This window comes from Nocardia sp. NPDC058519, assembly GCF_042719755.1.
In the GTDB taxonomy this organism is placed as follows: Bacteria; Actinomycetota; Actinomycetes; order Mycobacteriales; family Mycobacteriaceae; genus Nocardia.
This window is the reverse complement of the sequence record NZ_JBHXNK010000036.1, coordinates 22384-47923: the sequence shown is the minus strand read 5'-3', so window position 1 is coordinate 47923 and position 25540 is coordinate 22384. Positions and strand designations below refer to the sequence as shown.

General features: G+C 67.3%; 22 protein-coding genes. 10 read left to right on the top strand and 12 right to left on the bottom strand.

From position 1 onward, the window contains the following. Positions 1-39 precede the first annotated feature (39 nt). A complete protein-coding gene (locus tag ACFWPK_RS29605) occupies positions 40-1242 on the bottom strand; it encodes a cytochrome P450 (protein WP_378921355.1) in 1203 nt (400 codons plus the stop codon). A gap of 337 nt (positions 1243-1579) precedes the next feature. Between ACFWPK_RS29605 and ACFWPK_RS29600 the strand changes: the two genes are divergently transcribed. Continuing rightward, positions 1580-2377, top strand: coding sequence for an SAM-dependent methyltransferase (locus ACFWPK_RS29600; protein WP_378921313.1), 798 nt, complete (start codon positions 1580-1582; stop codon positions 2375-2377). Positions 2378-2589: 212 nt separating this feature from the next. Next, positions 2590-3657, top strand: a complete 1068-nt coding sequence (locus ACFWPK_RS29595) for an alpha/beta hydrolase (RefSeq protein ID WP_378921312.1) — start codon at positions 2590-2592, stop codon at positions 3655-3657. Positions 3658-3734: 77 nt separating this feature from the next. Here the strand turns inward: ACFWPK_RS29595 and ACFWPK_RS29590 are convergent, their stop codons facing one another. Then, on the bottom strand, positions 3735-4361 hold the full coding sequence (locus tag ACFWPK_RS29590; protein WP_378921311.1) for a TetR/AcrR family transcriptional regulator: 627 nt from the start codon (positions 4359-4361) through the stop codon (positions 3735-3737). Positions 4362-4468: 107 nt separating this feature from the next. On the opposite strand from ACFWPK_RS29590, the gene ACFWPK_RS29585 reads away from it, so the two are divergent. Beyond that, on the top strand, positions 4469-6391 hold the full coding sequence (locus ACFWPK_RS29585; RefSeq protein ID WP_378921309.1) for an acyl-CoA dehydrogenase family protein: 1923 nt from the start codon (positions 4469-4471) through the stop codon (positions 6389-6391). A 49-nt stretch (positions 6392-6440) separates the two neighbouring features. Here ACFWPK_RS29585 and ACFWPK_RS29580 read toward each other — a convergent pair whose 3' ends face one another. After that, positions 6441-7073, bottom strand: a complete 633-nt coding sequence (locus tag ACFWPK_RS29580) for a TetR/AcrR family transcriptional regulator (RefSeq protein WP_378921353.1) — start codon at positions 7071-7073, stop codon at positions 6441-6443. A gap of 286 nt (positions 7074-7359) precedes the next feature. Between ACFWPK_RS29580 and ACFWPK_RS29575 the strand changes: the two genes are divergently transcribed. From ACFWPK_RS29575 to ACFWPK_RS29560, 4 genes are read left to right on the top strand one after another with little or no spacing between them, the layout of a single operon-like run. Further along, positions 7360-8286 (top strand): alpha/beta fold hydrolase, encoded by a 927-nt coding sequence (locus ACFWPK_RS29575; RefSeq protein WP_378921307.1) that lies wholly within the window; start codon positions 7360-7362, stop codon positions 8284-8286. 21 nt (positions 8287-8307) lie between these two features. After that, positions 8308-10086 carry an amidohydrolase family protein gene (locus tag ACFWPK_RS29570; protein ID WP_378921351.1) on the top strand — a complete coding sequence of 593 codons (1779 nt, stop codon included), beginning with the start codon at positions 8308-8310 and terminating at the stop codon, positions 10084-10086. Further along, positions 10083-10982, top strand: a complete 900-nt coding sequence (locus tag ACFWPK_RS29565) for a metal-dependent hydrolase (protein ID WP_378921305.1) — start codon at positions 10083-10085, stop codon at positions 10980-10982. Before ACFWPK_RS29570 ends, ACFWPK_RS29565 begins: the two co-directional genes overlap by 4 nt. Then, on the top strand, positions 10979-12085 hold the full coding sequence (locus tag ACFWPK_RS29560; protein ID WP_378921303.1) for a PDR/VanB family oxidoreductase: 1107 nt from the start codon (positions 10979-10981) through the stop codon (positions 12083-12085). Before ACFWPK_RS29565 ends, ACFWPK_RS29560 begins: the two co-directional genes overlap by 4 nt. Positions 12086-12154: 69 nt before the next feature. On the opposite strand, the gene ACFWPK_RS29555 is transcribed toward ACFWPK_RS29560, so the two are convergent. Then, a complete protein-coding gene (locus ACFWPK_RS29555) occupies positions 12155-14215 on the bottom strand; it encodes an AMP-binding protein (protein ID WP_378921301.1) in 2061 nt (686 codons plus the stop codon). A gap of 254 nt (positions 14216-14469) precedes the next feature. Here ACFWPK_RS29555 and ACFWPK_RS29550 point away from each other — a divergent pair, with 254 nt between their 5' ends. Together ACFWPK_RS29550 and ACFWPK_RS29545 are read left to right on the top strand one after the other, a co-directional pair. Beyond that, positions 14470-15258, top strand: a complete 789-nt coding sequence (locus tag ACFWPK_RS29550; RefSeq protein WP_378921299.1) for a GTP pyrophosphokinase family protein — start codon at positions 14470-14472, stop codon at positions 15256-15258. Between the two features lie 121 nt (positions 15259-15379). Further along, entirely contained in the window at positions 15380-16936 is a 1557-nt protein-coding gene (locus tag ACFWPK_RS29545) for an FAD-binding oxidoreductase (protein ID WP_378921298.1), read from the top strand. 6 nt (positions 16937-16942) lie between these two features. On the opposite strand, the gene ACFWPK_RS29540 is transcribed toward ACFWPK_RS29545, so the two are convergent. From ACFWPK_RS29540 to ACFWPK_RS29530, 3 genes are all read right to left on the bottom strand, one after another. Next, positions 16943-17758, bottom strand: a complete 816-nt coding sequence (locus tag ACFWPK_RS29540) for a cyclase family protein (RefSeq protein WP_378921296.1) — start codon at positions 17756-17758, stop codon at positions 16943-16945. A gap of 95 nt (positions 17759-17853) precedes the next feature. Then, positions 17854-19137 carry an MFS transporter gene (locus ACFWPK_RS29535; protein ID WP_378921294.1) on the bottom strand — a complete coding sequence of 428 codons (1284 nt, stop codon included), beginning with the start codon at positions 19135-19137 and terminating at the stop codon, positions 17854-17856. Positions 19138-19197: 60 nt separating this feature from the next. After that, positions 19198-19710, bottom strand: a complete 513-nt coding sequence (locus ACFWPK_RS29530; RefSeq protein WP_378921292.1) for an Lrp/AsnC family transcriptional regulator — start codon at positions 19708-19710, stop codon at positions 19198-19200. 120 nt (positions 19711-19830) lie between these two features. Here ACFWPK_RS29530 and ald point away from each other — a divergent pair, with 120 nt between their 5' ends. Then, a complete protein-coding gene (gene ald, locus ACFWPK_RS29525; protein WP_378921290.1) occupies positions 19831-20931 on the top strand; it encodes an alanine dehydrogenase in 1101 nt (366 codons plus the stop codon). Between the two features lie 22 nt (positions 20932-20953). Here ald and ACFWPK_RS29520 read toward each other — a convergent pair whose 3' ends face one another. The 5 genes from ACFWPK_RS29520 to fabG are packed head-to-tail and all read right to left on the bottom strand — an operon-like array spanning position 20954 to position 25506. Beyond that, positions 20954-22048 (bottom strand): acyl-CoA dehydrogenase family protein, encoded by a 1095-nt coding sequence (locus tag ACFWPK_RS29520; RefSeq protein WP_378921288.1) that lies wholly within the window; start codon positions 22046-22048, stop codon positions 20954-20956. Continuing rightward, positions 22045-23223 carry an acyl-CoA dehydrogenase family protein gene (locus ACFWPK_RS29515; RefSeq protein ID WP_378921286.1) on the bottom strand — a complete coding sequence of 393 codons (1179 nt, stop codon included), beginning with the start codon at positions 23221-23223 and terminating at the stop codon, positions 22045-22047. Before ACFWPK_RS29515 ends, ACFWPK_RS29520 begins: the two co-directional genes overlap by 4 nt. Beyond that, positions 23220-24302, bottom strand: coding sequence for a phosphotransferase family protein (locus ACFWPK_RS29510; RefSeq protein ID WP_378921284.1), 1083 nt, complete (start codon positions 24300-24302; stop codon positions 23220-23222). Before ACFWPK_RS29510 ends, ACFWPK_RS29515 begins: the two co-directional genes overlap by 4 nt. Further along, positions 24302-24754 (bottom strand): MaoC family dehydratase, encoded by a 453-nt coding sequence (locus ACFWPK_RS29505; protein ID WP_378921282.1) that lies wholly within the window; start codon positions 24752-24754, stop codon positions 24302-24304. The genes ACFWPK_RS29510 and ACFWPK_RS29505 overlap by 1 nt, the downstream gene beginning before the upstream one ends. Beyond that, the gene (gene fabG, locus ACFWPK_RS29500; protein ID WP_378921280.1) at positions 24751-25506 is read right to left on the bottom strand and encodes a 3-oxoacyl-ACP reductase FabG; all 756 of its coding nucleotides are present in this window, start codon (positions 25504-25506) and stop codon (positions 24751-24753) included. The genes ACFWPK_RS29505 and fabG overlap by 4 nt, the downstream gene beginning before the upstream one ends. Positions 25507-25540 lie beyond the last annotated feature (34 nt).

Below are 25540 nucleotides of genomic sequence, written 5' to 3'. Positions count from 1 at the left end.
GCTCGGCCGACCGACCGGGTCGGCCGAGCAAGTTCGGTGCTACGCGCCGTGCACGTAAGCGGGCAGGTGGCGGTGCCCGTTGGAGATGAAGCTGGGCACAGTGCCGAGTTCGGTCACGGGAGCGGCCAGCTTCAGGTCGGCGAACCGTTCGAACAGGGCGGGCAGCGACACCAGCGCCTCGAGGCGGGCCAGCGGAGCACCGAGGCAGTGGTGGGCACCGTAGCCGAACGCCATGTGCGACTGCTTCTCCCGCGTGGGATCGAACTCGTCGGCGGTCTCGCCGTGCAGCTTCGGATCACGACCGGCACCGGCGTAGCTCGCCAGAATCGGGTCACCCTTGGCGATCCGCACCCCGTCGATCTCGATGTCGTCCACCGCGAAACGCAAGGGCAGATGCGCGACCGGCGACTCGAATCGCAGTGTCTCCTCGACCAGATCGGGCCAGGTGATCTCGCCTGCGCGCACGCGCTCGAGCACATCGGGCCGGGTGAGCAGCGCGGTGATGGCCTGGTCGAGCAGATTCACGGTGGTCTCGTGACCGGCCGAGATCACCAGCAGCAGGGTGCCGACAAGCTCTTCCTCGGTGAGCTGGCCCTCGTCCTCGTCGCGCTGGACGATCAGCAGGCTCGTGATGTCGTCGCCGGGCTGTTCGCGGCGAAGTGCCACCAATTCACCGAGGATCCGGTACATCTCCATGTAATTGGCCTGCGACTGCTCCGGGGTGAGCGAGGTATCGAAGATGCCGTCGATGCACGTCCGCAGCCCGGGGTTCAGCGATTCCGGCACGCCCATCAGCTCCGAGATCACCTGGATCGGCAGCGGATACGCGAACTGCTCGCGCAGGTCCACCGGCTGACCGGCCGGGGTCTGGGCCAGCTCGTCGAGCAGTTCGGTGGTGATGCGCTCGACCTGTCCGCGCATGGCCTCGGTGCGGCGCGCGGTGAACGCGGGCGCTACCAGCTTGCGCAGCCTGCGATGATCGGGGCCGTAGGCGGTGAACATGTTCGGCGCCGAAACCCACAGGTACAGCGGCCAATCCGGGGGGATCTCACCGGCCACGAACGCGGGCCAGTGCTGGCCGGCGTCCTTGGAGACGCGGGGATCGATGAGCAGTTTCTCCAGCAGCGCGGCATCGGTGATCGACCATGCCTGTACCCCGCCCGGCAACTCGACCCTGGTGGCGGGACCGTGCGCCCTGATCTCGACGATCTCGCCCTGAATATCTTGCCCAGTCGGATCCATTACGACCCGATTCGTCACCGTTTCCACTGTGAAACCTCTCGATCACCCGGTGCCCCGTGGACCCCGGTTCTCCGCGATCGCAACGAAACATCTTGCTGGACTAGACCTTACGGTCCGTTAGCGATGCTACCGGCGGAACGTGTTCGTCGCAGTGAACACTTGGAATGTCGATCGCAACGCGAACTCGGCCTTCCACCGCCCTCAGCCGGGATATCCACGGCGTCCAGCTGTCGGCGCGGCGGGAATCTTGTACTGTCGCAGCCAGATCAGATGCTATGTCGCTGGTGGTTCTCCCTGGGCGGGCGCACCACTGTCAAGTTACAGAGGAGCAAGGCTCATGTCCGACGTGCAGACCCCGATGATCAGGACCGATATCCCCCATTCGGCACGGATCTGGAACTACTGGATGGGCGGTAAGGACCACTACGAGATCGACAAAATCGCCGGTGACGCCGGGCTCGCGGTCGACCCGGACATCTCGACCATGGCCGTGCAGTCGCGGCAGTTCCTGATCAGGGCCGTGCGCTTCCTCGCCAAGGAACGCGGCATCCGCCAGTTCCTCGATATCGGTACCGGGCTGCCGACGATGCAGAACACCCACGAGGTCGCCCAGGGTGTCACCGCCGACGCCCGCGTGGTGTACGTCGACAACGACCCACTGGTCCTCACCCACGCGCGCGCACTGCTGACCAGCACCACCGACGAAGGCGTCACCACCTACATCGACGCCGACTTCCACAATCCCGAGCAGATCGTCGCCGACGCGCGCAACGTGCTGAACTTCAACGAGCCGATCGCCGTGATGTTCATGGGCGTTCTCGGTCACGCCAAGACCTACGACGACCTGCTGCGCATCGTGCGCACGGTCGTCGGCGAGGTACCGTCGGGCAGCTACCTGATCATGTGGGACGGCACCGACGACAGCCAGGCCTACGTCACCCTGTGCGAGAACTACACCGGCACGGGCGGCACACCGTACGTCCCCCGCCCACAGGCCCAGATCCGCGGCGTCTTCGACGGTCTGGAGGTCGTCGAACCCGGCGTCGTCTCGATCACCGAGTGGCGCCCGGAAGCAACCCAGGTCGGCGAGGTCCGCCCGATCTCGGCCTATGGCGCGGTCGCCCGCAAACCCTGACCCACGCCGCGAACGGCGGCGGACACCGCTGCCGCCGAAGTTCCCGATCCGCCCCGTTCGATACGTGCTCGAACGGGGCGTCGACGTTGTTCCGGTGACCGCCCAGCAGTGGTTTACCTGCGGATTCGGATGACTCCGCGAGAACAGATAAGGTGATACGGGGAGTTACACATAGTTTTCTCCTGTCGTCGCGACGTATCCGGAGAATTCACATGGGCCCCCTGTCTGTTGCACTGCGCAACGCGGTCGCACTCTTGCGCGACGGTGTCGAGCCGTACGCGCCGACGCCGTCGGACATCGTCTACGACGAACCGCACCGCAGGCTGCTGCGCTACCGGCGCTCCACCCCCGCCACGGGCGATCCCGTGCTGCTCGTGCCGCCGCTCGCGGTGACGATCTCCTGCTACGACATGCGGCCGAGCCAGAGCCTGGTGCGCTTCCTGCTCGACCTGGGGCGCGAGGTCTATGTGCTCGACTACGGCGAGATCACCTACGCGGACCGCGATCTCGGCTTCGAGGAGTGGGTCGACGACATCGTGCCGACAGCGATCGACGCGGTGAGCACGGACAACGATCACTCCACTGTCGACCTGATCGGCTGGTCGTTCGGTGGCACCATCAGCGTGCTCACCGCCGCGGGGCACCCCGACCTGCCGATTGGGTCGGTCACCGCGGTGGGAACCCCGTTCGATCAGCGCCGCAACGGCCAGATCTCGGTGGCTCGCAGGTTCGGACAGCTCACCGGCGGTCGCGAGGTCACCTTTCCGGTGCGCGTCGCCGGTGGCGTGCCGAAGTACGGGGTGCGGGCCGGTTTCCGCATCCAGTCGATCGACCGCGAACTCACCAAGCCCTGGTACATCGCCCGCAATATCGCCGACACCGAAGCACTGGCCCGCATGCAATCGGTGGATCGGTTCATGGACACCATGCCCGGTTACCCGGGCCGGTTCTATCGTCAGGCGTACCGGCAACTGATCATCCGCAACGAAATGTTCAAGGGCACAGTGCATCTGGGTCCGGATCGCGCGATCGATCTGACCGGACTCACCGCGCCGACGCAGCTGATCGGCGGCACCAAGGACGCCCTGGCCTCGTCGGCGTCCGTCGCGGCGGGCATCGGGGTCCTCACCGGCGCCTCGGAGGTTCGCTTCACCGAGGTCCCGGGAAGCCACCTCGGCATCATCGCGGGGCCTGCCGCCCGCGACACCACGTGGGCGACGATCGCGGACTTCCTCGACAGTGTGCGCTCGCCCAGCAGGACCCCCTCACCCACCCACTGACCGGACGTGTCGACGAACTGTGGTCAGCGAACAGCCGCGCCACCGTTCATCGAGACGCGCCGCTTACGGCGCGGGCATTACGCGCCGCGCATGGCCCGATAGACGGCCGAGCCGACGAAGGCGCCGAGATCATCGGGATTCCACTCGTCCTGGTTGGCGAACAGGGTTCGGACCGCGCTTTCGGCGGCCGACACCCACAGCTCCACCAGAGCGGGTAATTTACGCTCGGCGTCGTTGATGCCCCATGCCTGCAGGGTCGGACGCAGCAGCGCCGTGCAGCGCTCGACGGCAAGCCGCCGACCACGACCGAACGAGCCGGCGACCGCGGGGTCGGGGTTGCCGTAGATCAGTCGCCAGGCGTCGGGACGATCGGCGGCCTTGTGGAGCAGTGTGCGGAACCCCTCGACGAAGACCGTCTCGTCGGCGTCGGTCGCGCGCGGCGGCAGCACGTCGAGCACACCGGAGATCAGGAAACTCTCCTCGCGCTGGATCAGCGCGTCGATCAATTCGACCCGATCCGGGAAGCAGGCGTACACCACCGGGCGGGTCACCTTCATGTAGTCCGCGACCGCGCCCATCGTGACCGCGGCGACGCCGTCGTCGGCGGCGATGGCCAGAGCCGCGTCGAGCACCTGCGGCCTGCGCCGCTCGGGGCCGAGGTGCGCGGCCCGCCCTCGCCGCTGCACTACCGACTCGCTAACCATGAGCCCACAATAGCAACCCATCCGGTGTTCCTACATCGATGTACGAAAATGCTACAGTGACGAATGAAGCGTCCCGACCCTGCCGGACGCCCGCAGGAGGAGCGACGATGCCCCAGGATTTCTTCAACCCGAACACCGCCGACTTCGCCCAGTTCGATCCGCAGACGCGCAGACTGTTGCGCGCGACGGTCGACTGGTTCGAGACCCGCGGCAAGACCCAGCTGCTCGATGACGATCGATCCCGCGTCTGGCCGTCGGACTTCCTCGACTTCGTCAAGCGCGAGCGCCTGTTCGCCACCTTCCTCACTCCGGCGGCCGAGGCAGGCGGTGACCCGGACAAGCGCTGGGATACCGCACGCAACGCGATGCTGAGCCAGATCTTCGGCTTCTACGGCATGACCTATTGGTACATCTGGCAGGTCACCATCCTGGGCCTCGGCCCGATCTGGCAGAGCGAGAACACCGCGGCCAAGCAGAAGGCCGCCGCGCAGCTCGACTCCGGTGAGATCTTCGCCTTCGGCCTGTCGGAGAAGGAGCACGGCGCCGACGTGTACTCCACCGACATGATCGTCGACCCGCAGCCCGACGGTGGTTACACCGCCACCGGCGGCAAGTACTACATCGGCAACGGCAACCTGGCCTCGATGGTGTCGGTATTCGGCCGTCGTTCGGACAAGCCGATCATCGACAGCGCAGCGGCATTGCGGGGCAAGCCGACTCAGGAGGATTACGAGGGGTATCTCTTCTTCGTCGCCGACTCCCAGCACGAGGCGTACAAGCTGCGCAAGAATGTCGTCAACAGCCAGATCTATGTCGCCGCTTTCGATCTGGAGAACTACCCCGTCGCCGAGGAGGACATCCTCCACCGCGGCGAGGACGCGTTCCACGCGGCGATGAACACGGTCAACGTGGGCAAGTTCAACCTCGGCTTCGGTGCGGTCGGCGCCTGTGAGCACTCCTTCTACGAGGCGATCAACCACGCCGAGAACCGGATTCTGTTCGGGCACAAGGTCACCGAGTTCCCCCAGGTCCGGGCGCTGATCACCGATTCCTACGCGCGCATCGCCGCGATGAAGCTCTACAGCGCCCGCGCGGTGGACTACATGCGTTCGGCATCGCCCGACGATCGTCGCTACCTGCTGTTCAACGCCATCGAGAAGATGTCGGTGACCCGCCAGGGACAGCGCGTGATCGAGGACCTCGCCGACGTGATCGCCGCGCGTGGGTTCGAGAACGACATGTACTTCCCGGTCGCGATGACGGCCATGTTCGGCCTGCCCCGGCTCGAGGGCACCGTCCACGTCAACATGGCGCTGTCGCTGAAGTTCATGGCCAATTACATGTTCCACCCCGCCGACGCGGGCCTGGCCGCGATGCAGTCGCTGCCGGGTGCCTCGGTGGCATCCAAGGGAACCACCCGCGCGGTCGCCGGTGCGCTGAGCTGGTCGAGTCGCAAGATCACCCCGCGCCTCGGCGCGGTCGTGAAGCCGCTGCGCGCCGAATTCGCCAGTGCCGCTTACGCTCCGGTGCCATCGCGGCACGACACCGCCGACGACGAGTTCCTGTTCCGGCAGGGCCCGAGCAGCGGTCTCGGCCGGATTCGCTTCGCGGACTGGCGACCGGTTTTCGAGAGCTTCCGCGAGGTACCCAACGTGGCGATGTTCCTCGAGCAGGTGCTCGCGCTGCAGGCCCTGCTCGCGGTTGCCGCACCGACATCGTCGCAGCAGCAGGACGTGGACTTCCTGTTCGCGTTCGGTGAGCTGTTCACCGCGGTGCCCTACGCGCAGCTGGTGCTGGAGCAGGCGCGCATCGACGGCACCGATCCGGCGGTGATCGACCAGATCTTCGACGGATTCGTGCGCACCTTCTCCGCGAACGCGCTCAACCTGCACAACAAGCCGACCGCCACCCCCACCCAGCAGCGCCGGGCCCTCGACCTGGTTCGTCGTCCCGTGTTCGACGACGCTCGTTTCGAGCGCGTGCTCGGCAAGGCACGCGCCCTGGCCGGAACCTACGAGATGAAGGTCTGACCCAGCGCCGACGGCCGCCTCCGCGGATTCGCGCGGAGGCGGCCGGGCCTCAGTCGAGGGACGGTGCGTTTTCGGTGATAGTGGCCAAGGTCGCCGCCACCGACATATCGGGCTCGATGACGAGGCCCTTCTCTCGAAGAAAGCCGTCGAACAACTGGACGACGGCATTGGTTGTCCGATCGACGAACAGTGCCGTCGGTTCCGGACGCGGGACGGGATCGGTGTCGAGCCACAGGTCGGTGACGGCCATGACGAAACCGACGATGCCGCGCAGCAGATGATCGATACCGTCGGTATCGAGTGCGACCGAGGACAGCACACTGCGGCTGCGCTCGGCCAGATCGTGCGAGAGGCGCCGACCGATGTCCAATGGCCGAGCGGACGGGTCGGCGCTCGACACGCTCTGGGTGAGGACGAGGAACCGGAACACATCGGGGTGCTCAGCGATGACCCCGGCGTAGGCAGTGAGGAACCGATGGATCGTGGCCCGTGGCGGCTGCATGATCAGCGAAAGATCCGGCGCGACGGCGGCGTAGATCTGCGCGACGAGCCAATCCGAGACCGCGCCGTCGAGTTCGGACTTATCGGCGAACATGCGGTACAGACGCGGTTTGGCAACACCCATCTCCCGGGCGAGCGTTTCCATGCTCACCTGGGGTCCATCGCGGTCGATGCACCGCACCGCACCCGCGATGACTTGTTCGCGGGTGAGCAACCGTACGGGCGACCGGCGAACCGGTCTAGACGATGTAGTCACTGTTCTCCCTGATCCGCCCTTCGCGTACGGCCAGGATAGCGGCGTTCGGCGATGGATCGGCCGCCGTATCGCGGGCGGACTCAGGGGTCCTGTTGACAGCGACCTTCCAGATCCTCAATATATTCCTGGTACCACGCGTACCAGACAATGGTACCGACGGTACTATTGATCGTGCACGGAGCAACGTAGCCCCGTGGGAAAGGAGTCTCGTATGACGCGCGAAACCGGTAACGACCATCCCGGGGCAGCGTCATCCAGAACACATCTGGTGCGCAACGGCGACATCTCGCTGGCGGTCTATGAATTCGGACCCGAGGACGGCATTCCGGTCGTCCTCGTCCACGGCTGGCCCGACACCCACCACCTCTGGGACGGCGTCGTGGCGCTGTTGTCGGACAAATACCGGGTGATCTCCTACGACACCCGCGGTTATGGCGAGTCCAGCGCGCCGACCCAGGTCTCGGCCTACCAGCTGAGCAAACTCGCGACCGACTTCTTCGCCGTGGTGGAGGCCGTGAGCCCCACCGAACCAGTGCACGTCGTGGCCCATGACTGGGGCTCGGTCCAGATCTGGGAAGCGGTGTGTGAGCCGGGCGCGAACCAGTACGTCGCGTCGTTCACCTCGATCTCGGGCCCGAACCTGGACCACCTCGCCACCTGGATGCGCGGTGGCGTGCTGTCGGGAACCCCGCGCGGGATCTGGGGCACGCTCAGCCAGTGCCTGTCCTCGGCCTACACCACCTTCTTCATGCTGCCGATCCTGCCGGGCCTGTTCTTCCGGCTCGTCGGCACCGAGAAGATCTGGAAGCTGTTCCTCCGCGTGGTGGAGGGCACGCCCGCTGATCAGATCTCGCTGGCACCGACGCTGAAGCAGGACATGATCTCGGGGCTGCGCTTCTACAAAGCCAACATCATCGCCCGCATGTTCGGGCCACGGGAACGCCGCACGACCGTGCCGGTGCAACTGCTGGTCAACACCCGTGACATCGCCGTGCGCTCCGCGAGCTACGACGACACCGCGAAGTGGGCCGATCAGGTCATCCGCCACGACCTGCCGCGCGGGCACTGGCTGCCCTACTCCGACCCCGCCGCGATCGCCGAATACGCCGACGCGTTCATCCAGGCCCAGCCCAAGTAACGACGAATGAGAGAAAAGCCAATGCTCGACTTCGACATCGTCATTACCGACGGACTCTGGTTCGACGGCACCGGAGCCGCGTCCGCACAGCGCAATATCGGCATCCGCGACGGCATCGTCGCGGCCGTCTCCGTCGATCCGCTGCCGATCGGCGCAGGCACCGAGGTGATCGACGCCGAGGGCAAATGGGTGCTGCCCGGTTTCGTCGACGTACACACCCACTACGACGCCGAGATGCTGATCAAGCCGGAGCTGTCGGAGTCGCTGCGCCACGGCGTCACCACGGTCGTCGTCGGTAACTGCTCGCTGTCGACCGTGCTGGCGTCCAACGCCGACTGCGCGGATCTGTTCAGCCGCGTCGAAGCCGTGCCGCGTGATGCGGTGCACGACGCCTTGGACAAGCACCGCACCTGGTCGGATCCGGGCGAGTACGCGAAGGCACTGGACTCGCTGCCATTGGGACCCAATGTCGCCGCGTTCCTCGGGCACTCCGATCTGCGCACCCATGTGCTCGGGCTCGGCCGCGCGGTCACCCGCGACACCAAACCCACCGCTGCCGAGATCGAGCAGATGACCACCCTGCTCGAATCGGCGGTCGACGCGGGCTTCCTCGGACTGTCATCGATGACGAACAAACTCGACAAGATCGACGGCGACGAATACCGGTCGCGGTCGCTGCCGTCGACCTACACGCGTGGCAAAGAGGTGCGCGCGCTCAACAAGGTGCTGCGCAAGCGCGGCCGGGTTCTGCAGAGCGCCCCGACGGTCAGCCTGAATCCCAACATCGCCAAGTTCTTCCTCGCCAGCGCCGGCATCGGCAGGCCGAGGCTGCGCACCTCGCTGCTGTCGGCGGCCGACTCCAAGGCCTACCCGCCGCTGGTGTGGTTCATGCTCTACGCCGCGCCGCTGCTGAATCGGTTCGCCCGCACCAACTTCCGGTGGCAGCACCTGCCCGTGCCGTTCACCGTCTACGCCGACGGCATCGACCTGGTGGTGTTCGAGGAGTTCGGCGCCGGTGCCGCGGCCCTGCATCTGAAAGACCAGGTCGAACGCAACGAACTGCTCCAGAGCGAGCCGTACCGTCGCTGGTTCCGCAAGCAGTACGACAACAAGTTCACCCCCCGCATCTGGCACCGCAACTTCTTCGACGCCGAGATCATCGCCTGCCCTGACGAATCAGTGGTCGGCAAGTCGATCGGCCAGGTCGGCAAGGACCGTGGCCTGCACCCGGTCGACGCCTACCTCGACATGGTGGTCGAATACGGTCCCGCGCTGCGCTGGCGCACCACGATCGCCAACGACCGCCCCGACTATCTGAACAAGCTCGCCGCCAGTCCCGGCGTGCAGATGGGGTTCGGCGACGCGGGCGCGCACCTGCGCAACATGTCGTTCTACAACTTCCCGCTGCGCCTGCTCGAAAGGGTGCTGCGCGCACAGGAATCCGGCAAGCCGTTCCTTAGCACCGAACGTGCCGTCCACCGGCTCACCGGTGAGCTCGCCGACTGGTATCAGATCGATGCGGGCCACCTGCGTCAGGGCGACCGGGCCGACCTGGTCGTGATCGACCCCGCCGGGCTCGACGACGAGGTGCACCAGCTCCACGAAGCCGCACTGCCCGAGTTCGGGCTCGACCGCATGGTGAACCGCAACGACCGCGCCGTCGTCGCGACCGTCGTCAACGGCCGCCGGGTCTTCGGCGCCGGCGAAGTGACGCCCGGCATCGGCGCGGACTGGGGAACCGGACAGTTCCTGCGCGCCGGCCACGACAACTCCGCTCCCCTCGCACAGGAGACCCGATGAAACGCCCGTTCCGTCGCGCGCCCAGGACCGTGCGCGCACCTGACGTCGCCCTGCAGGCCCGCAATGTGAAGTTCGACTGGACCTCGGCACCACTGCACTGGATGCCGTCCGAGCCGATCGCCTCGCACCTGGTGAACTCGCTGAACCTACTGCTGCCCGAGGGCGAGCGGATGTTCTGCGCCACCTACCGCGATGCGCTGCCCTACGTGCGCGACGCCAAGGTACGCGAAGCCATGCTGGGGTTCATCGGCCAGGAGTCGATGCACGCCGAGACCCATGCCAAGGTGCTCGACCAGGTTTTCACGGCTCACCACATCGACACCGCGCCCTACACCCGCCAGATGGAATACGTCTTCCGTAACTCGCTCGGCGCGCGCGAGGGCACCCCGCAGGCGACACAGACCCGCCTGGTCGAACGGCTGACGTTCATCGCCAGCCTCGAGCACTTCTTCGCCTGGCTCGGTGACTGGATTCTCAACGCCGACCTGGAATCCCACGGTGCCGAACCGCGCGTGCTCGACCTGTTCCGCTGGCACGGCGCCGAGGAGGTCGAACACCGCAGTGTCGCCCACGACGTCGCGATCTACTTCGGGGCCGGGTACCTGCGCCGTGCGGGGATGATGCTGATCGTCATTCCGATCCTGCTCAGTCTGCTCGTGCGCGGCACGAAATTCCTGGTCAATCAGGATCCCGAACTGCCGAATATGGGCTATCCCAAACTGATCTGGAAGATCCTCGGGGCGATGTGGCGCGGAGCGCTGCCAGGTATTCCTGCGCTGCTGATCAGCGCCGGGTCCACGTTCAACCCGCGCTACGACCCGGCGTCGGTCGGGTCGACCGAACAGGCGATCGCCTATCTCGCCAAGTCGCCTGCGGCCAGGGCGGCGGCACAGTGACCGTTCATCCCGCGCCCACCGTGATCCCGCCGGACCTGTACGGCAAGCACGATCAGGATCCGACCACCAGGGCGATCGACGCCGTGGCCAACCTGCGCATTCGCTGGTCGACGTTGATCAATCGCCGTCCCATCCTCACCAGGACCGACGACGCTCGCTTCCCGGTGGTGGTCACCGACCGGCTGTTGGTGGCCGAGGATCAGGCCGTCATCAATCTGGAGTTGCGCGCCCCCGATGGTGCGCAGCTGCCCCGGTGGGCGCCGGGCGCGCACATCGACATCGAACTCCCGTCCGGCCGCCTACGGCAGTACTCGCTGTGCGGCGACCCGGCCGAGACCGGGGAGTACCGCATCGCGGTGCGTCGCATCCCGCACGGCGGTGGCGGGTCGATCGAGATCCATGACGAGCTGCCGATCGGGACCGCGCTGGTGATCCGCGGGCCACGCAACGCGTTCCCGTTCGCGCCGCCCGGACGTGGCTCCTCGGCGAAACGGCTGCACTTCGTCGCTGGCGGCATCGGCATCACCCCGATCCTGGCGATGGCCCGTGCCGCCGACCGGCTCGGCATCGCCTGGACCCTGGTCTATTGCGGGCGAAGTCGCGACACCCTGCCTTTCCTCGACGAGCTCGCCGAACTCGCCGGACACGTGGTGGTGCGGACCGACGACGAGCACGGAACGCCGAGTGCCACCGATCTTCTCGACGGCGTCGACCACGACACGGCGATCTACTGCTGTGGACCCACCCCGATGACGGCCGCCCTCGTCGCCGCGGTGCGCACGATGCCGGGCATCGAGTTCCACTCCGAGAGGTTCTCCCCCGCACCGGTTGTCGACGGCACCGCGTTCGAGGTGGAGATGGCGAGCACCGGCGAGGTCGTCCCCGTCGCCGCCGACCAGACCATGCTCGACGCGCTGCTGGCGGTGCGCCCCGACCAGCCCTACTCGTGTCGCCAGGGCTTCTGCCGCACCTGCGTGGTCCGCGTCGTGGACGGCACACCCGACCATCGCGACGGCGCGCTGACCCCCGACGAACACGCCGCGGGAGTCACACTGGCGTGCGTCTCGCGCTGCGCGGGAAAACGCCTGGTCCTCGATCTCTGAGCAGTGAATCCACATCGGAGAACACCACTGTCCGCGTAGTGTGCGATGGGCTGGTCGCCGTGCTCCGGCTCAGCCGGCCAGCCCCTCCGGGTCGACCAGCAACCGCTTGAGCACCTTGCCGGTCTCGCCGCGTGGCAGCGCATTGAGGAAGGTGACATCGCGCGGAACGGAGAAACGGCTGAGGCGGTTCCGGACGTAGGTGCGCACCATCTCCGGATCGAGCCCCGAGCCTTCGTTCTTCACCAGGAACGCGGCCAGCCGCTGGCCGAATTCGTGGTCCGGCACGCCGACCACCGCGACATCGGTGACCTGCGGCAGATGCGCCAGCGCTTCCTCCACCGGCCGCGGGAAGACGTTCTCGCCGCCGGAGATGATCATCTCGTCGTCGCGCCCCGCCACGAACAGTCTGCCTTCGGCGTCGAGGTAGCCGAGATCGCCGGTGTCCATCATGCCGTCGGCTTCCTCGGGCGGTGAGTCGCTCACATAGCCGTCGAACAGCATGTGATTGCCGACGAAGATCCGCCCCACCACCCCGATCGGCACCGCTTTGTGCGCGGCGTCCAGGATCGCGATCTTGGTGCCGAGCGGCGGGCGTCCTGCCGTAGTCGGCGCGGCGCGCAGGTCGTCGGGCCCGGCCACGCTGGCCCAGGAGACCTCCGTGGAACCGTAGAGGTTGTAGAGGACGTCGCCGTAGTCGTCGAGGAACCGGTCGACGGTGACCGCCGCCAGCGGTGCGCCGCAACTGATCACCTGCCGCAGGCTGCTCAGGTCGTAGCGGTTTCGCACCTGCGCGGGCAGGTCGACCAGGCGCTGCACCATCGTGGGCACCGCGATGAGCGTGTGTACCCCGTGTTCGGCGACGCGGCGCAGGCATTCCTCGGCGTCGAAGCCCTGCGTCAGCACGACCGTGGCCCGCACCGCGGTGCTCAATTGCAGCGCCGACAGCCCCCAGGTGTGAAACAGCGGCGCCGGGATCATCATGGTGCTGCCCGCGTGGATCGGGATCAGCGACAGCAGCGCGACCAGCGTGTCGAAGCCCTTCGGGTGCGGGCGCCTCGCCCCCTTCGGGGTGCCGCTGGTACCCGAGGTGAGCACGATCTGGCGTCCCGGCATCGTCGGGACGGGAAACTTCGTGTGGCGGGTCGCGATGAGGTCTTCGATCGTGATCCGGGTCGGGTCGGCGGGCGCGTCGTCGGTGAAGAAACGCGGCAGATCGGTGTGCAGGTACTGCACGAGATGAGCCAGCTCGGTATCGACGAACAATGCCGAAAGCCGGTGGCGCTGCACGACATCCTCGATCCGCCGCCCCGAGAGTCCCGAGTTCAGCAGCGCGACGTCGACACCGAGCTTGCCCGCCGCGACCATGGATTCGACCATGCCGCAATGGTTTCCGGCCAGCAGGCCCACCGCGTCACCCGCGCGCAACCCGACCTCGTACATCGCGCCCGCCAACGCGGTGGTCCGCTTGTCGGTTTCGCCGAAGGTGGCGGTGCTGCCGTCGTCGATCAGCGCGACCTGGTCCGGGCTGTGCGCGGCACCGGCGGCGTATCCGCCCGCCAGGTTGAATCCCCACCGGTACAGCGACCGCAGCTGCCGGGCCGAGGTCAGCGGCGGCGCCACCTGACCGGAGTGCACCCACCAGCGCACGAGCTCGGACTTGCGCCGCAGCGGTGCCCGGTTGCCATTGGCCACCACCGAGGTGCGCGCGCCACCCACGACATCGGCCGCGCGCCGCAGACCGTCCTTGACCCACCCGATGACCACCGCGTTCGTCACGCCCGCCAGCGCCGGGTGCAGCCGCGGCGCCGCGAAGACGGTCACGCTCACCCGCGTGCGCTGCTCGTCCCCGGTGAGCCGGATCAGGGCGAAACCGCCGGATTCGGGATTGTGCAGTTCGAAACTCTCGTACCAGCGCCCGATGGTCAGCACCAGCCCGGTACGCCGCACACCGACCGCCCGGTCACCGATCCTGACCTCCCACACGGTGCTCCCGTCGGGATTCAGCAGCCGATCACAACCCCCGATCCCGGCCCACAACCGCGGGTAACTCTGGGGCTCGAGCAGCACATCCCACAGCTCCCGGCGCGAGACGGAGAACTCCACGGACACATCGACGACATCACTCGGCATTGCTGCGCGCTTTCCTCAGCCCGGCCACACTGCCGGGTAGTGCCCGCTCGCCTCGGCCCCCGTGCCGTGACGGTGCCCGTCGTCAGGCACTGCACCAGAAGTCATCGTCGGCCTGCCTGCCCGTGGGCAAACGAAGTATCTGCGGATTTCTGGCGACCGGACGAACAGAACACCCGGGAGCTGTGAGAGGTGCCAACGTGATGCCGCACGCACTGGTCGAGGTGTTCGCCCGAAGAACGGCACAATGGAGGTCGATGAAACCTTGGCAGCGCGATCCCAGCACCGGTGACAGCCCGCTCGGCAACGGCGACGGCGTCGGCTTCGACGACCTGCGCGCGCTGCGCGAGCAGTTCGTCGACTTCATGCTCGGTTACAAGTTCGCGATCGACGAGGTGACCACCAAGATCAACATCTTGCGTGAGGACTTCAACAACACCCACGAGTACAACCCGATCGAGCACGTGGGCTCGCGGCTCAAATCGCCCGAAAGCGTCCTCGAGAAGGTCCGCCGCAAGAATTACGCGATGAATCTGGCCGCCATCAGGGAAAACGTGCTCGATATCGCCGGGGTCAGGGTGGTGTGCAGCTTCATCTCCGATATCGGCACGATCAGGGACATGCTGGCCGGTCAGGAAGACATCACGGTCCTCGAGGAGCGCGACTACATCACCAACCGCAAGCCGAACGGCTATCAGAGCATGCACTTGATCGTGTCGATCCCGGTGTTCCGCTCCGACCGCACCGAACGGATTCCGGTCGAGATCCAGATCCGCACCATCGCGATGGACTTCTGGGCCAGCCTCGAACACAAGATCTACTACAAATATCGCGGCGAGGTACCCCCGAACCTGCGCACCGACCTCGCCCAGGCAGCCGAGGTCGCCACCCAGCTCGACGAGAAGATGGAAGCCCTACACCGTCAGGTCGACCGCAGCGCACGCCCGAAGAAGCCGGCCACGGACGCACTCGACCTCAGCATCCTGTACAACAACCTCACCGCCGGGCACCCCGTCTACCTCCGTCCCACCGATCCGCCGACCTGAGCGGTCGATATCGAACTCACAACCTCTGCGACCCCACCGCATTTCCGCCGTCCCCGCATCGGCGATCGACGCTACTGTCCGAGCAGAGCCATCTCGAACAGCGTGGCGCGAAAGGAACCCGGTGTCGCTCTCACGTCGAACGTTGATCACTGCGGCCGCGGTCGGCGGCACCATGGCCGCGCTCGGAATGCCCGTGGGGCGCGCTGAGCAGCGTGTGCTCGGTGCGGGTGAGTTCCAGTCGCTGGCCGCGCGCGGGTACAACCGGCGATTCCTGGCTCAACCGGCGAAGATCTATGCGCCGACCAGCGCCGAGGAGGTTCGTCGCGCGGTCGCCCAGGCGGTGGGCGAGGACTCGAGGATCGCGGCGCGCTCGGGCGGGCACTGTTTCGACGATTTCGTCGACAACGCGCAGACGCGTTCGATCATCGACCTCGGGCGGCTGAACGCGGTGTTCTGGGACGAGGACCACGGTGCGTTCTCGGTCGACGCAGGCGCCGACATCGGCACCGTCTACCAGGCATTGCACCGCTGGGGTGTCACGGTGCCGGGCGGGATCTGCCTCGGCGTCGGGATGGGCGGTCATGTCAGCGGTGGTGGCTATGGTCCGTTGTCGCGGCGATTCGGGCTGGTCGCCGATCATCTGGCCGGGGTGGAACTCGTCACCGTCGATGCCGACGGCACCGCGAAAGTGGTGGTCGCGACCAAGGACGGCCCCGACCACGACCTGTGGTGGGCGCACACCGGTGGTGGGGGCGGAAATTTCGGTGTGGTGACCCGGTTCCTGCTCCGCTCGCCGGACTCCGACGGCTCGGACCCGGCGCACGCCCTGCCGAAGCCGCCGGGCAGCATGCTGAACGCGCGACTGATCCTGCCCATCACGACCGAGGATTCGTTCGTCCGGTTGCTCGGTAACTACCTCGGGTTCTTCGAACGTCACAGTGCGCCCGGTAATGAATTCGCTGGTCTGTACGCGCCACTGATGATCCGGACGACCGGCACCGGCGCGGCCGAGATGCTGATCCTGTTGGATGCCGAAACACCTGACGCGCGAGCCCGTTTCGACGAATTCGTCGACGCGGTGAGCGACGGCGTTTTCCCGCCGGGAATACTCACCCCGGTCACCCAGCTGTCCTACCCGGACACCCTGGCCCAGGTATATTACGCCAAGGGCGTGAACACGACACGGGTCAAAGTGAAAGCCGCCTATCTACGCAAGGCCTACTCCCCCGAACAACTCCGGATCTTCTACCGCTACATCACCGATCTCGGTTTCCTCGGCGAATCCCAGCTCGAATTCCTGCCTTTCGGCGGCGCGATCAATGCCGTCACCGCCGACGCGACGGCGATGCCCGCGCGGGATTCGTTCATGAAGATGATGATCCACGCATCGTGGCGACTGCCCTTCGACGACGACCGATATCTGCACTGGGCTCGCGCGATGTATCGCGACGTCCATGCCGACACCGGCGGTGTCCCGGTGCCGAACGAGGCCTACGGCGGCAGTTACATCAACTATCCGGACCCGGATCTGGCCGATCCCGCGTGGAACACCTCCGGCCTACCGTGGCATGCCTTCTATTACGGCGACAACTATCGGCGGCTGCTTCGGGTCAAGGCCGCCGCGGATCCGGGAAATGTTTTCCAGCACCGGCTTTCGATCGGTCGACCGGACTGGTGATGCCGGTCAGGTGAGCGCGAGCACCCGGCACGGTCCACCCGTGCCGCCCGCGTGTTTCGGCGCGCCGATGACGACCGTCGCCCCGCTCGGCGGTACCGCGGCGAGGTTGGCGAGCATCTCCACGCCGTAGCGACCCGCACCGAGAAGGGCGGTATGCGCACCGTATTCGGGATCGGCACCACAATCCAGGCTCAGCGTGTCGACACCGGCGCCGACGATCCCGCATTGCGCCACCAGGTATTCCGCGGCGTCGGCGGAGAAACCCGGCGCGTGCGGCATTCCGCGCTCGTCGAGATTGAGGAAGGTCGACGGTTGGGTGAGCCGACGTTCCCACCCGGAATACATCGCGACAAAGGCCCGCTCCGGGAGGTCACCGTGCTGCGACCGCCAGCTGTCGATATCGGCAACGGTCACCACCGCATCGGCGTCGGCGGCGGCCTTGGCACTGATATCGATGACGACGAGCGGCGCGACGAGGTCGTCGACGGCGAGGGCCTCGGTCGTGGTGGCGCCGGGAATCCGATGGGCGGGCGCGTCGAGATGGGTTCCGGTGTGCTCCCAATACCCGAGCGCGTACTGCCCGAACCCACCCGACGCGTGCCAGGCCACCGGGACCATGACCATCGGCGGATTGCCCGGCCACACCGGCAGTTGCGGCGTCAGCGTGTGGGTGAGGTCGACGACGCCGGATCGCGGCGCGGCGACGGCGGGCGCGGGCGCCGCCACGGCCAGCGCGGTGAGCCCGGCGAGGCCGAGCACGGCCCGCCGACTCGGCTGTGGCGCACTCTCATGGGCGAGACGAACGATCTCGGGCGAGCACATCGGACTCAAGATAGCCGAGCGAACCGGTTCGGCGCATGATCAGGGCCGATGCGGAAGGGCGGGATTTCCGGGTGGACGGCGCGACCGTCGCCGGACTACCTGTCGGCGCGCTGGTCGCGGTCGACGGCGGGTAGCGGACTGTCCGTCGGCGCGAGGGCTTGGTACAGGTTGGCGGGCCCCAGACCGCGGGACAGACCGAGAATCATGGCGGCGCACCCGAGCCCGGACAGCACGAGACCGGTGGCGAAGAGCGTGGGGTATCCGGCCAGCTCGCCGACGATGCCGGCGGCGATCCCCGCCACGCCTTGGACGACGACGATCGCGCAGGCGAGCAGGGTGTAGTCGCTGCCCGCGTGGTCGGGTTCGGAGGCGTCCATCATGAGGGCGAAGACAGCGACCGTGGCGGCACCGCCGAACACGTGCTCGGCCAGACTCGCGGTGACGAGAAGTTCGAACCCGCCGAGGCCGAGGGCAGCGAACAGATACAGCGCGATGCTCGCGGTCTGGGTGACACCGCCGATCAGCAGCGCCTTCCGCCGGCCGAACCGGTAGGCCAGCCAGCCACCCAGCGCCGCACCCGCCAGCGCGCCCGCCGAAGAGAGAACACCTTTGATCAGGGCGATCTCGCCGAGGTCGAGGCCTGCGTCGGACAGGAAGGGACCGGTGAGCGCCGCGGCCATCGAGTCACCGAATTTGAAGGCGCCGATCAACGCGATGAACGCGAGGATCCCGGGGCGGCGCAATCTGGTCCACCAGGCGCCGAGCAGCCGCGCGGGCTTCACGCGTGGCGGACGGTCGACGACCCGCTCCCGCAGCAGCCACACCGGCACCGTGGTGAGCACGATCAGTGCCGCCATCGCGAGGAACAGCGCCCGCCAGCCCGCCAGCGCGTACAACCACAGCAGGGCGCCACCGCCGACGATCATCCCGACCCGATAGGCACCGACCTGGATACCGTTGCCCAGTCCGCGCTGACGTGGGCCGAGCAGCCGCACCGCCAAACCGTCGGTGGCCACGTCCTGGGTCGCCGAGAGCAGGTTCACCACGACGATGCCGACGAACATCCAGCGCAGCGAGGACGACAGATCCATGCAGGCCAGCACCATCGCCACCGCCGCCGACAGCAGTTGCAGCACCAGCAGCCAGGTGCGCCGGGTGCCGTACCGATCGACATAGGGCGCCCAGAGGAACTTCAGCGCCCACGGCAGGAACAGCACACCCGAGGCGCTGATCGCCACCAGCGAATAGCCCGATTCGCGCAGCACCACCGGCAGCGCCTGGGTGAAGAAGCCGAACGGCAGGCCCTGCGCGAAATACAGCGACGACAACAGGACCAGCGTGCCCGCGGTGATCACGCCCGGTCGGGTGGTGGTGCTCATGGGCACATCGTCGCAGAGAGTTCGTCCCGACGCCGGGCTCGGGCTCGGCGCGATCGGCTGTCAGAGCGTGGGCTGTGGGCTGCGAATGTGCTCGAAGACCAGACTCGTCTCGGTCGACGCGAATTCGCGGGTCGCGCTGAGTTCCTGGGTCACGAACTCGCGCAACGCGTCCGGCGAGGCCGCCGACACCTGGATCAAGAAGTCGACGGTGCCCGCGAGGAAGTACACGTTCACCACACCGGGCAGCGCGGCGAGCTTGGCACTCAGCTCACCGATGCGTGCCCGAGCCGCCGGTTGCACCTGCACCGAGATCATCGCCTGGAGCGGCAGCCCCAGTGCCTCCGGGGCGATGTCGGTGTAGAAACCACGGATCGCACCGAGTTCACGGAGCCTGCGCAGGCGCAGCGAACACGTCGACGCGGCGATGCCGACCCGCGCCGCCAGGACATTGTTGGGAACCCGCGCGTCTTCGGCGAGTTCGGCGAGCAGCCTGCGGTCGATGTCGTCGAGGTTCGACGGCAACCCCCGGAACGGCCGCACGGGTTGCGGGCGGTGTTGCTCTCGCGACGCCATGATCGCAGGATACTCGGCTCCGATATCGATATCCGCCGATTGTGCAGGTGTTATAGCCGATTGCCGTACTGATCCTCGATCCTCGGATCAGAACTCGATCATCCGTAAGGAGCAGCTCCCATGCGCATCGGTGTCCCCAAAGAAGTCAAGAACAACGAATTTCGCGTAGCGATCACGCCGATCGGTGTGCACGAACTGGTGTCGAACGGTCATCACGTGATCATCGAAGCCGGGGCAGGGGTGGGATCGTCGATTCCCGACTCCGAATACCTCGCCGCAGGAGCACAGATCCTCGCCGAAGCCGACGCCGTCTGGGCCGAGGCGGAGCTGGTGTTGAAGGTCAAGGAACCCGTCGAACAGGAATATCACCGCTTGCGTGAAGGGCTGGTCCTGTTCACCTATCTGCATTTGGCGGCAGACCGGCCGTTGACCGAACAGCTACTGGCGCAACGGGTTACGGCGATCGCCTACGAGACCGTGCAACTGCCCTCCGGCACACTGCCGCTGCTGTACCCGATGTCGGAAGTCGCGGGTTGCCTTGCCCCGCAAGTGGGCGCGCACGCGCTGATGAAGCCCTACGGCGGTCGCGGGGTACTGCTCGGTGGCGTCGGCGGGGTCGACCAGGCCGAGGTGGTCATCATCGGGGCCGGAGTCGCGGGCCAGAACGCGGCCAACATCGCCTTGGGAATGGGCGCACATGTCACGCTTCTCGACACCGACCTCGACAAACTGCGAATGTCGTTCTGGCGCTACAACAACCGCGTGCGCGGGTTGGCATCGTCGAAGCTGGCGATCGCCGAGCAGGTCCGCGCGGCGGATATGGTGATCGGCGCCGTCCTGGTCCCCGGAGCCGCCGCGCCCAAGCTGGTGAGCAACGAGCTGGTCGCGCAGATGAAACCGGGTTCGGTGCTGGTCGATATCGCGGTCGACCAGGGCGGCTGCTTCGACGACACCCACCCGACCACCCACGCGGATCCGACCTATCAGGTCCACGGATCGACGTTCTATTGCGTGGCGAACATGCCGGGCGCGGTGCCGCACACCTCGACCTACGCACTGACCAATGCCACCCTGCCCTACGTGGTGGCCTTGGCAGGCAAGGGCTGGGAACGCGCCTGCGCGGAGGATCCCAGTCTCGGACTTGGCCTGAACACCCACGCGGGCAACGTCACCAACGCCCCGGTCGCCGCCGCGCACGACCTCCTGGCACAGGTCGGATAGGGCACGCGCGGCGGCGACAGCCTTATCGCGGGCCGGGTATGTCGAGCAGATCCGCCAGGCGCGACCGATGAACGCCACCTGTGCCGAAGGCGATCTGGTCGGCCTTGGCACGCTTGAGGTACAGGTGTGCCGGGTGTTCCCAGGTCATGCCCATGCCGCCGTGCAGCTGCACTGCCTCCTCACCCGCGAGCACGGCGAGATCGCCGCAGAACGCCTGCGCCACACCGGCTGCCACCTGGGTGTCGGCGTCGCCCGCGGCGAGGGCTGCCGCGGCGTATCTGGCGGCGGCGTTGGCGGACTCGACCGCGGTGTAGAGGTCGGCCAGCCGGTGCTTGATCGCCTGGAAGCCGCCGACCACACGCCCGAACTGGCGGCGCTCCTTCAGGTAGGCCACGGTCTCGTCGAGACACCAACGGGCAATGCCGTATTGCTCCGAAGCCAGCAGGGCGGTGCCCGCCTCGAGCGCGCGACGCACCGAGGACTCTCCGTCGGAAACGATCTGCTCGCCCGCGACGACATCGAAGGTGATGTCGGCCAGCTGCCGGGTCATGTCGAGCGAGATCACCGGGGTGATCTCGGCGTGCTCGGCCGAAACGGCATACACGGCAATGCCATCGGCAACGCTGACCGGAACCAGCAGCAGGTCGGCCTCGAGCGCACCGGCCACACTGGTGATGCTGCCGGTCAGGCCGTCCGGACCGAGAGACACGGTGGGAAACGCCCCGTGGGCCGATGTGGACAGCGGTGTCACGAGGGCCGCGGTCCGCTCCCCCGCCGCCACCTGACCGAGCAGCGGACCGTCGGTGTCGAGGAGCACGGTGGTCGCCACGACCGCGCTGGTCAGGAACGGCACCGGCGCGACGAAGCGGCCGAGTTCCTCGAGCACCACCGCGGCTTCCCGCGCCGACGCGCCCGCACCGCCGCGGTCCTCGGGGACCAGCAGCCCGGCCAGACCGAGGTCGACGGCGATGTTCTTCCACAGGCTTTCGACCAGCGACCGGTCACCGTCGTAGAGGGCCGTCACCGCGACCGGATCGCAGTGCGCGGCGAGAACAGCACGCACGACATTGCGCAGGTCGTCCTCGATGTCGGTGTAGAGCAGATCCAGGTCGGTCATCGGGCGACCTCCTTCCATGGTCGGGCCTTGTCGGTCCGTGGCTCGGGTGGCAGGCCGAGAATCCGCTCGGACACGATGTTGCGCAGAATCTCGGAGGTGCCACCTTCGATGGAGTTGCCCTTGGCGCGAAGGTAGCGGTAGCCCGCGTCGCGAGCGTTGAAATCGACCCGGTCGGGCCGCACCATGGTCCAGTCCGAGTAGCGCAAGCCTTCTTCGCCGAGTATCTCCAGTTCCAGACCGGACAGCTGCTGGGCGACCCGGGCGAAGGTCAGCTTCATCGCCGCCCCTTCCGGACCGGGTCGGCCCTGAGCCAGCTTCTGCCGCAGCCGCATACCGGTGAGCCGACCGACCTCGGCGTCGACCCACAGGCGCAACAGCCGGTCGTGCAACTCGGGCGTGCGCTGGTCGGGATGCGCGCGCCAGGTCTCGGTGACCACACCGACGATCCCGGACTCGCGGTCACTGGCCCTGCCGCCGATCGCGACCCGCTCGGTGTTGAGCGTCGCGTTGGCCACCCGCCATCCGTCACCTTCGCCGCCGAGTCGCTGGGCGTCGGGAATCCGGACTTCGGTGAGGAAGACTTCGTTGAACTCGGCCTCCCCGGTGATCTGACGCAGCGGCCGGACCTCCACCCCGGGATCGGTCATATCGCACAGGAAGTACGTCATGCCACGGTGTTTGGGCAGGCCGGTGTCGGTGCGGGCGAGCAGGATCGCGAACTGCGCGAGGTGCGCGCCCGAGGTCCAAACCTTCTGCCCGTCGACGACCCAGCCCTCGCCGTCGCGCACCGCACGGGTGCTGACATTGGCCAGATCAGAGCCCGCGCCCGGCTCACTGAAGAGCTGGCACCAGATCTCCTCGCCGGTCCACAGCGGCCGCAGAAAACGTCGCTTCTGCTCGTCGGTCCCGTAGGCCAGGATCGTCGGCGCTGCCATGCCGAGCCCGATCCCGTTGCCATTGGGGTTGTTGTCGGGTGCGCCCGCCTCCTCGAACGCACGGTCCACCTCGACCTGCCGGGCATGCGACAGACCGAGCCCGCCGTGGCCGGGCGGGAAGTACACCCAGGCCAGCCCCGCGTCGTAGCGGGCGCGCAGGAAGTCCAGGCGCTCGGTGGTGGCCGGGTCATGGGCGGCGAGGAACTCCTCGATCTTGCGCCCGAGTTCGTCGACTGTCATCGTGCCTCCCGTTCTCCGCGCGGCTCGCTGCCGGCTGGAGTGTTCTCGTCGACCTCGAAACGTAGTGCGGCGAGGCCGGTTTCGAGCAGCGGTTCGACCGCGGCGCCGATGGTCTCGAAGCCCGCGCCCACGGTCTGGCCGTGTAGGTAGCGGTAGTGCACGCCCTCGAGGATCGCGGCGAGCTTGAAGGCCGCCAGCCCAAGGTAGAAGCCGAAGCGGGACATGTCGCGGTCGCTGCGTGCGGTGTAGCGCGCGATGATCTCGGCTTCGGACAGGAAGCCGGGCGCGACGGACGCGTCCGCCACGTTCGCGTTGCTCGAGGTGCCGGCTGCGAGGCGGCCGTAGACGATCATCAACGCCAGGTCGGTGAGTGGGTCGCCGAGCGTGGCCATCTCCCAGTCGATGACGGCGGCGGGCCGGTCGTCGGCATCGGTCAGCACGTTGTCGAGGCGGAAGTCGCCGTGCACGATCCCGACGGCCGACTCGGCGGGGACGTCGGCGGCGAGGCGCGCGTGGAGCTCGACGGCCGCGGGCAGCTCGCGCGTGTGCGATGCGTCGAGCTGCATGCGCCATCGGGCCACTTGGCGAGCGAGAAAACCTGCCGGCCTGCCGAAGTCCGCCAGCCCGACCGCCGCCGGGTCGACAGCGTGCAGCGCGGCGAGGGTGTCGACCAGACCGGTCGAGATCGCCCTGGTCCGTTCGGGTCCCAGCGCGACCAGCTCCGCGGCATCCCGGTACGGCGTGCCGTCGACCCGCTCCATCACGTAGAACGGCGCGCCGAGAACGTCCTCGTCACGGCACAGCGCGTACATCTCGGGCACCGGGACGGCGGTCGGCGCCAGCGCCGCCATCACCCGGTACTCGCGCGCCATGTCGTGTGCGGTCGCCAGCACATGTCCCAGCGGCGGACGCCGCACGATCCATCGCCGGGTGCCGTCGGTGACCTCATAGGTCAGGTTCGACTTCCCGCCTGCGATCAGCTCACCGCTGATCGGCGAATCGACGCCGGGGATCTCGGTACGCAACCACGACGAGAAGCGACCGAGATCGAGCCCGGGGAGTTCCGTCTGAATCGCCATCAGGTCACCACGAGCGACACGGTCTCGACCACACACGCCGGCTTGTCGCCGCCTTCGCGTTCGACGGTGACCTTCGCGGTGACCAGATGTCCGCCACGGCCGGGCTCGACCGAGAGCAGCTCGACACCGGCGCGAACCTTCGAGTCGACCGGCACCGGAGCCGGGAACCGAAGCTTGTTGGCGCCGTAGTTGACACCCATTGTGACGCCCTCGACCCGGTAGATCTGCCCGACGAGGTCCGGCACGAGCGACAGCGTCAGATAGCCGTGCGCGATGGTGCTGCCGAAGGGGCCCTCTGCCGCCTTCGCCGGATCGACATGGATCCACTGGTGATCGCCGGTGGCATCCGCGAAAGTATCGATCTGGGCCTGGGCGACGGTGTGCCATTCGGAGTAGCCGAGATGTGTGCCGACAGCGGCTTCGAGCTCGGCGACGCCATGGAAGGTCCTCATGCCTTCGGCCCACCCGCCACGTAGAGCACCTGTCCGGAGACGAAACCGGCGCCCTCGCTGACGAAGAACGACACCGCGTGCGCGATGTCGTCGGGCACACCGGTGCGAGCGACGGGGATCTCCGCAGCAGCCCCTGCCTTGAGGTCCTCGAACGAGATACCAACGCGCGCGGCCGTCGCGGCGGTCATCTCGGTTTCGATGAAACCGGGCGCGACCGCATTGGCGGTGATGCCGAACTTGCCGAGCTCGAAGGCGAGGGTCTTGGTGAACCCCTGCAACCCGGCCTTGGCGGCCGCGTAGTTGGCCTGGCCGCGGTTGCCGAGCGCCGAGGTGCTCGACAGGTTGACGATGCGTCCGAAACGGGCTGCGGTCATGTGCTTCTGGACCGCCCGGCTCATAAGGAACGACCCGCGCAGGTGCACGTTCATCACCGTGTCCCAGTCGTCGGCGGTCATCCGGAACAGCAGGTTGTCGCGCAGGACACCGGCGTTGTTGACCAGCACGGTGGGCGCGCCGAGCTCAGCGGTGACCCGCTCGACAGCGGCTTCCACGGCAGCTTCGTCGGCGACGTCGGCGCCGATCGCGATCGCACGTCCACCGGCGGCCTCGATCTCGGCGACCACCGGCTTGCCCGCGGCTTCGTCGAGATCGATGACGGCCACGGCGAATCCGTCCGCGGCGAGGCGGCGGGCCACGGCAGCGCCGATTCCGCGGGCAGCACCGGTGACGATGGCGGTGTTGGTGGTACTCATCGAGTCATTCCTCCTTGGTTCGATATGTCTTCGG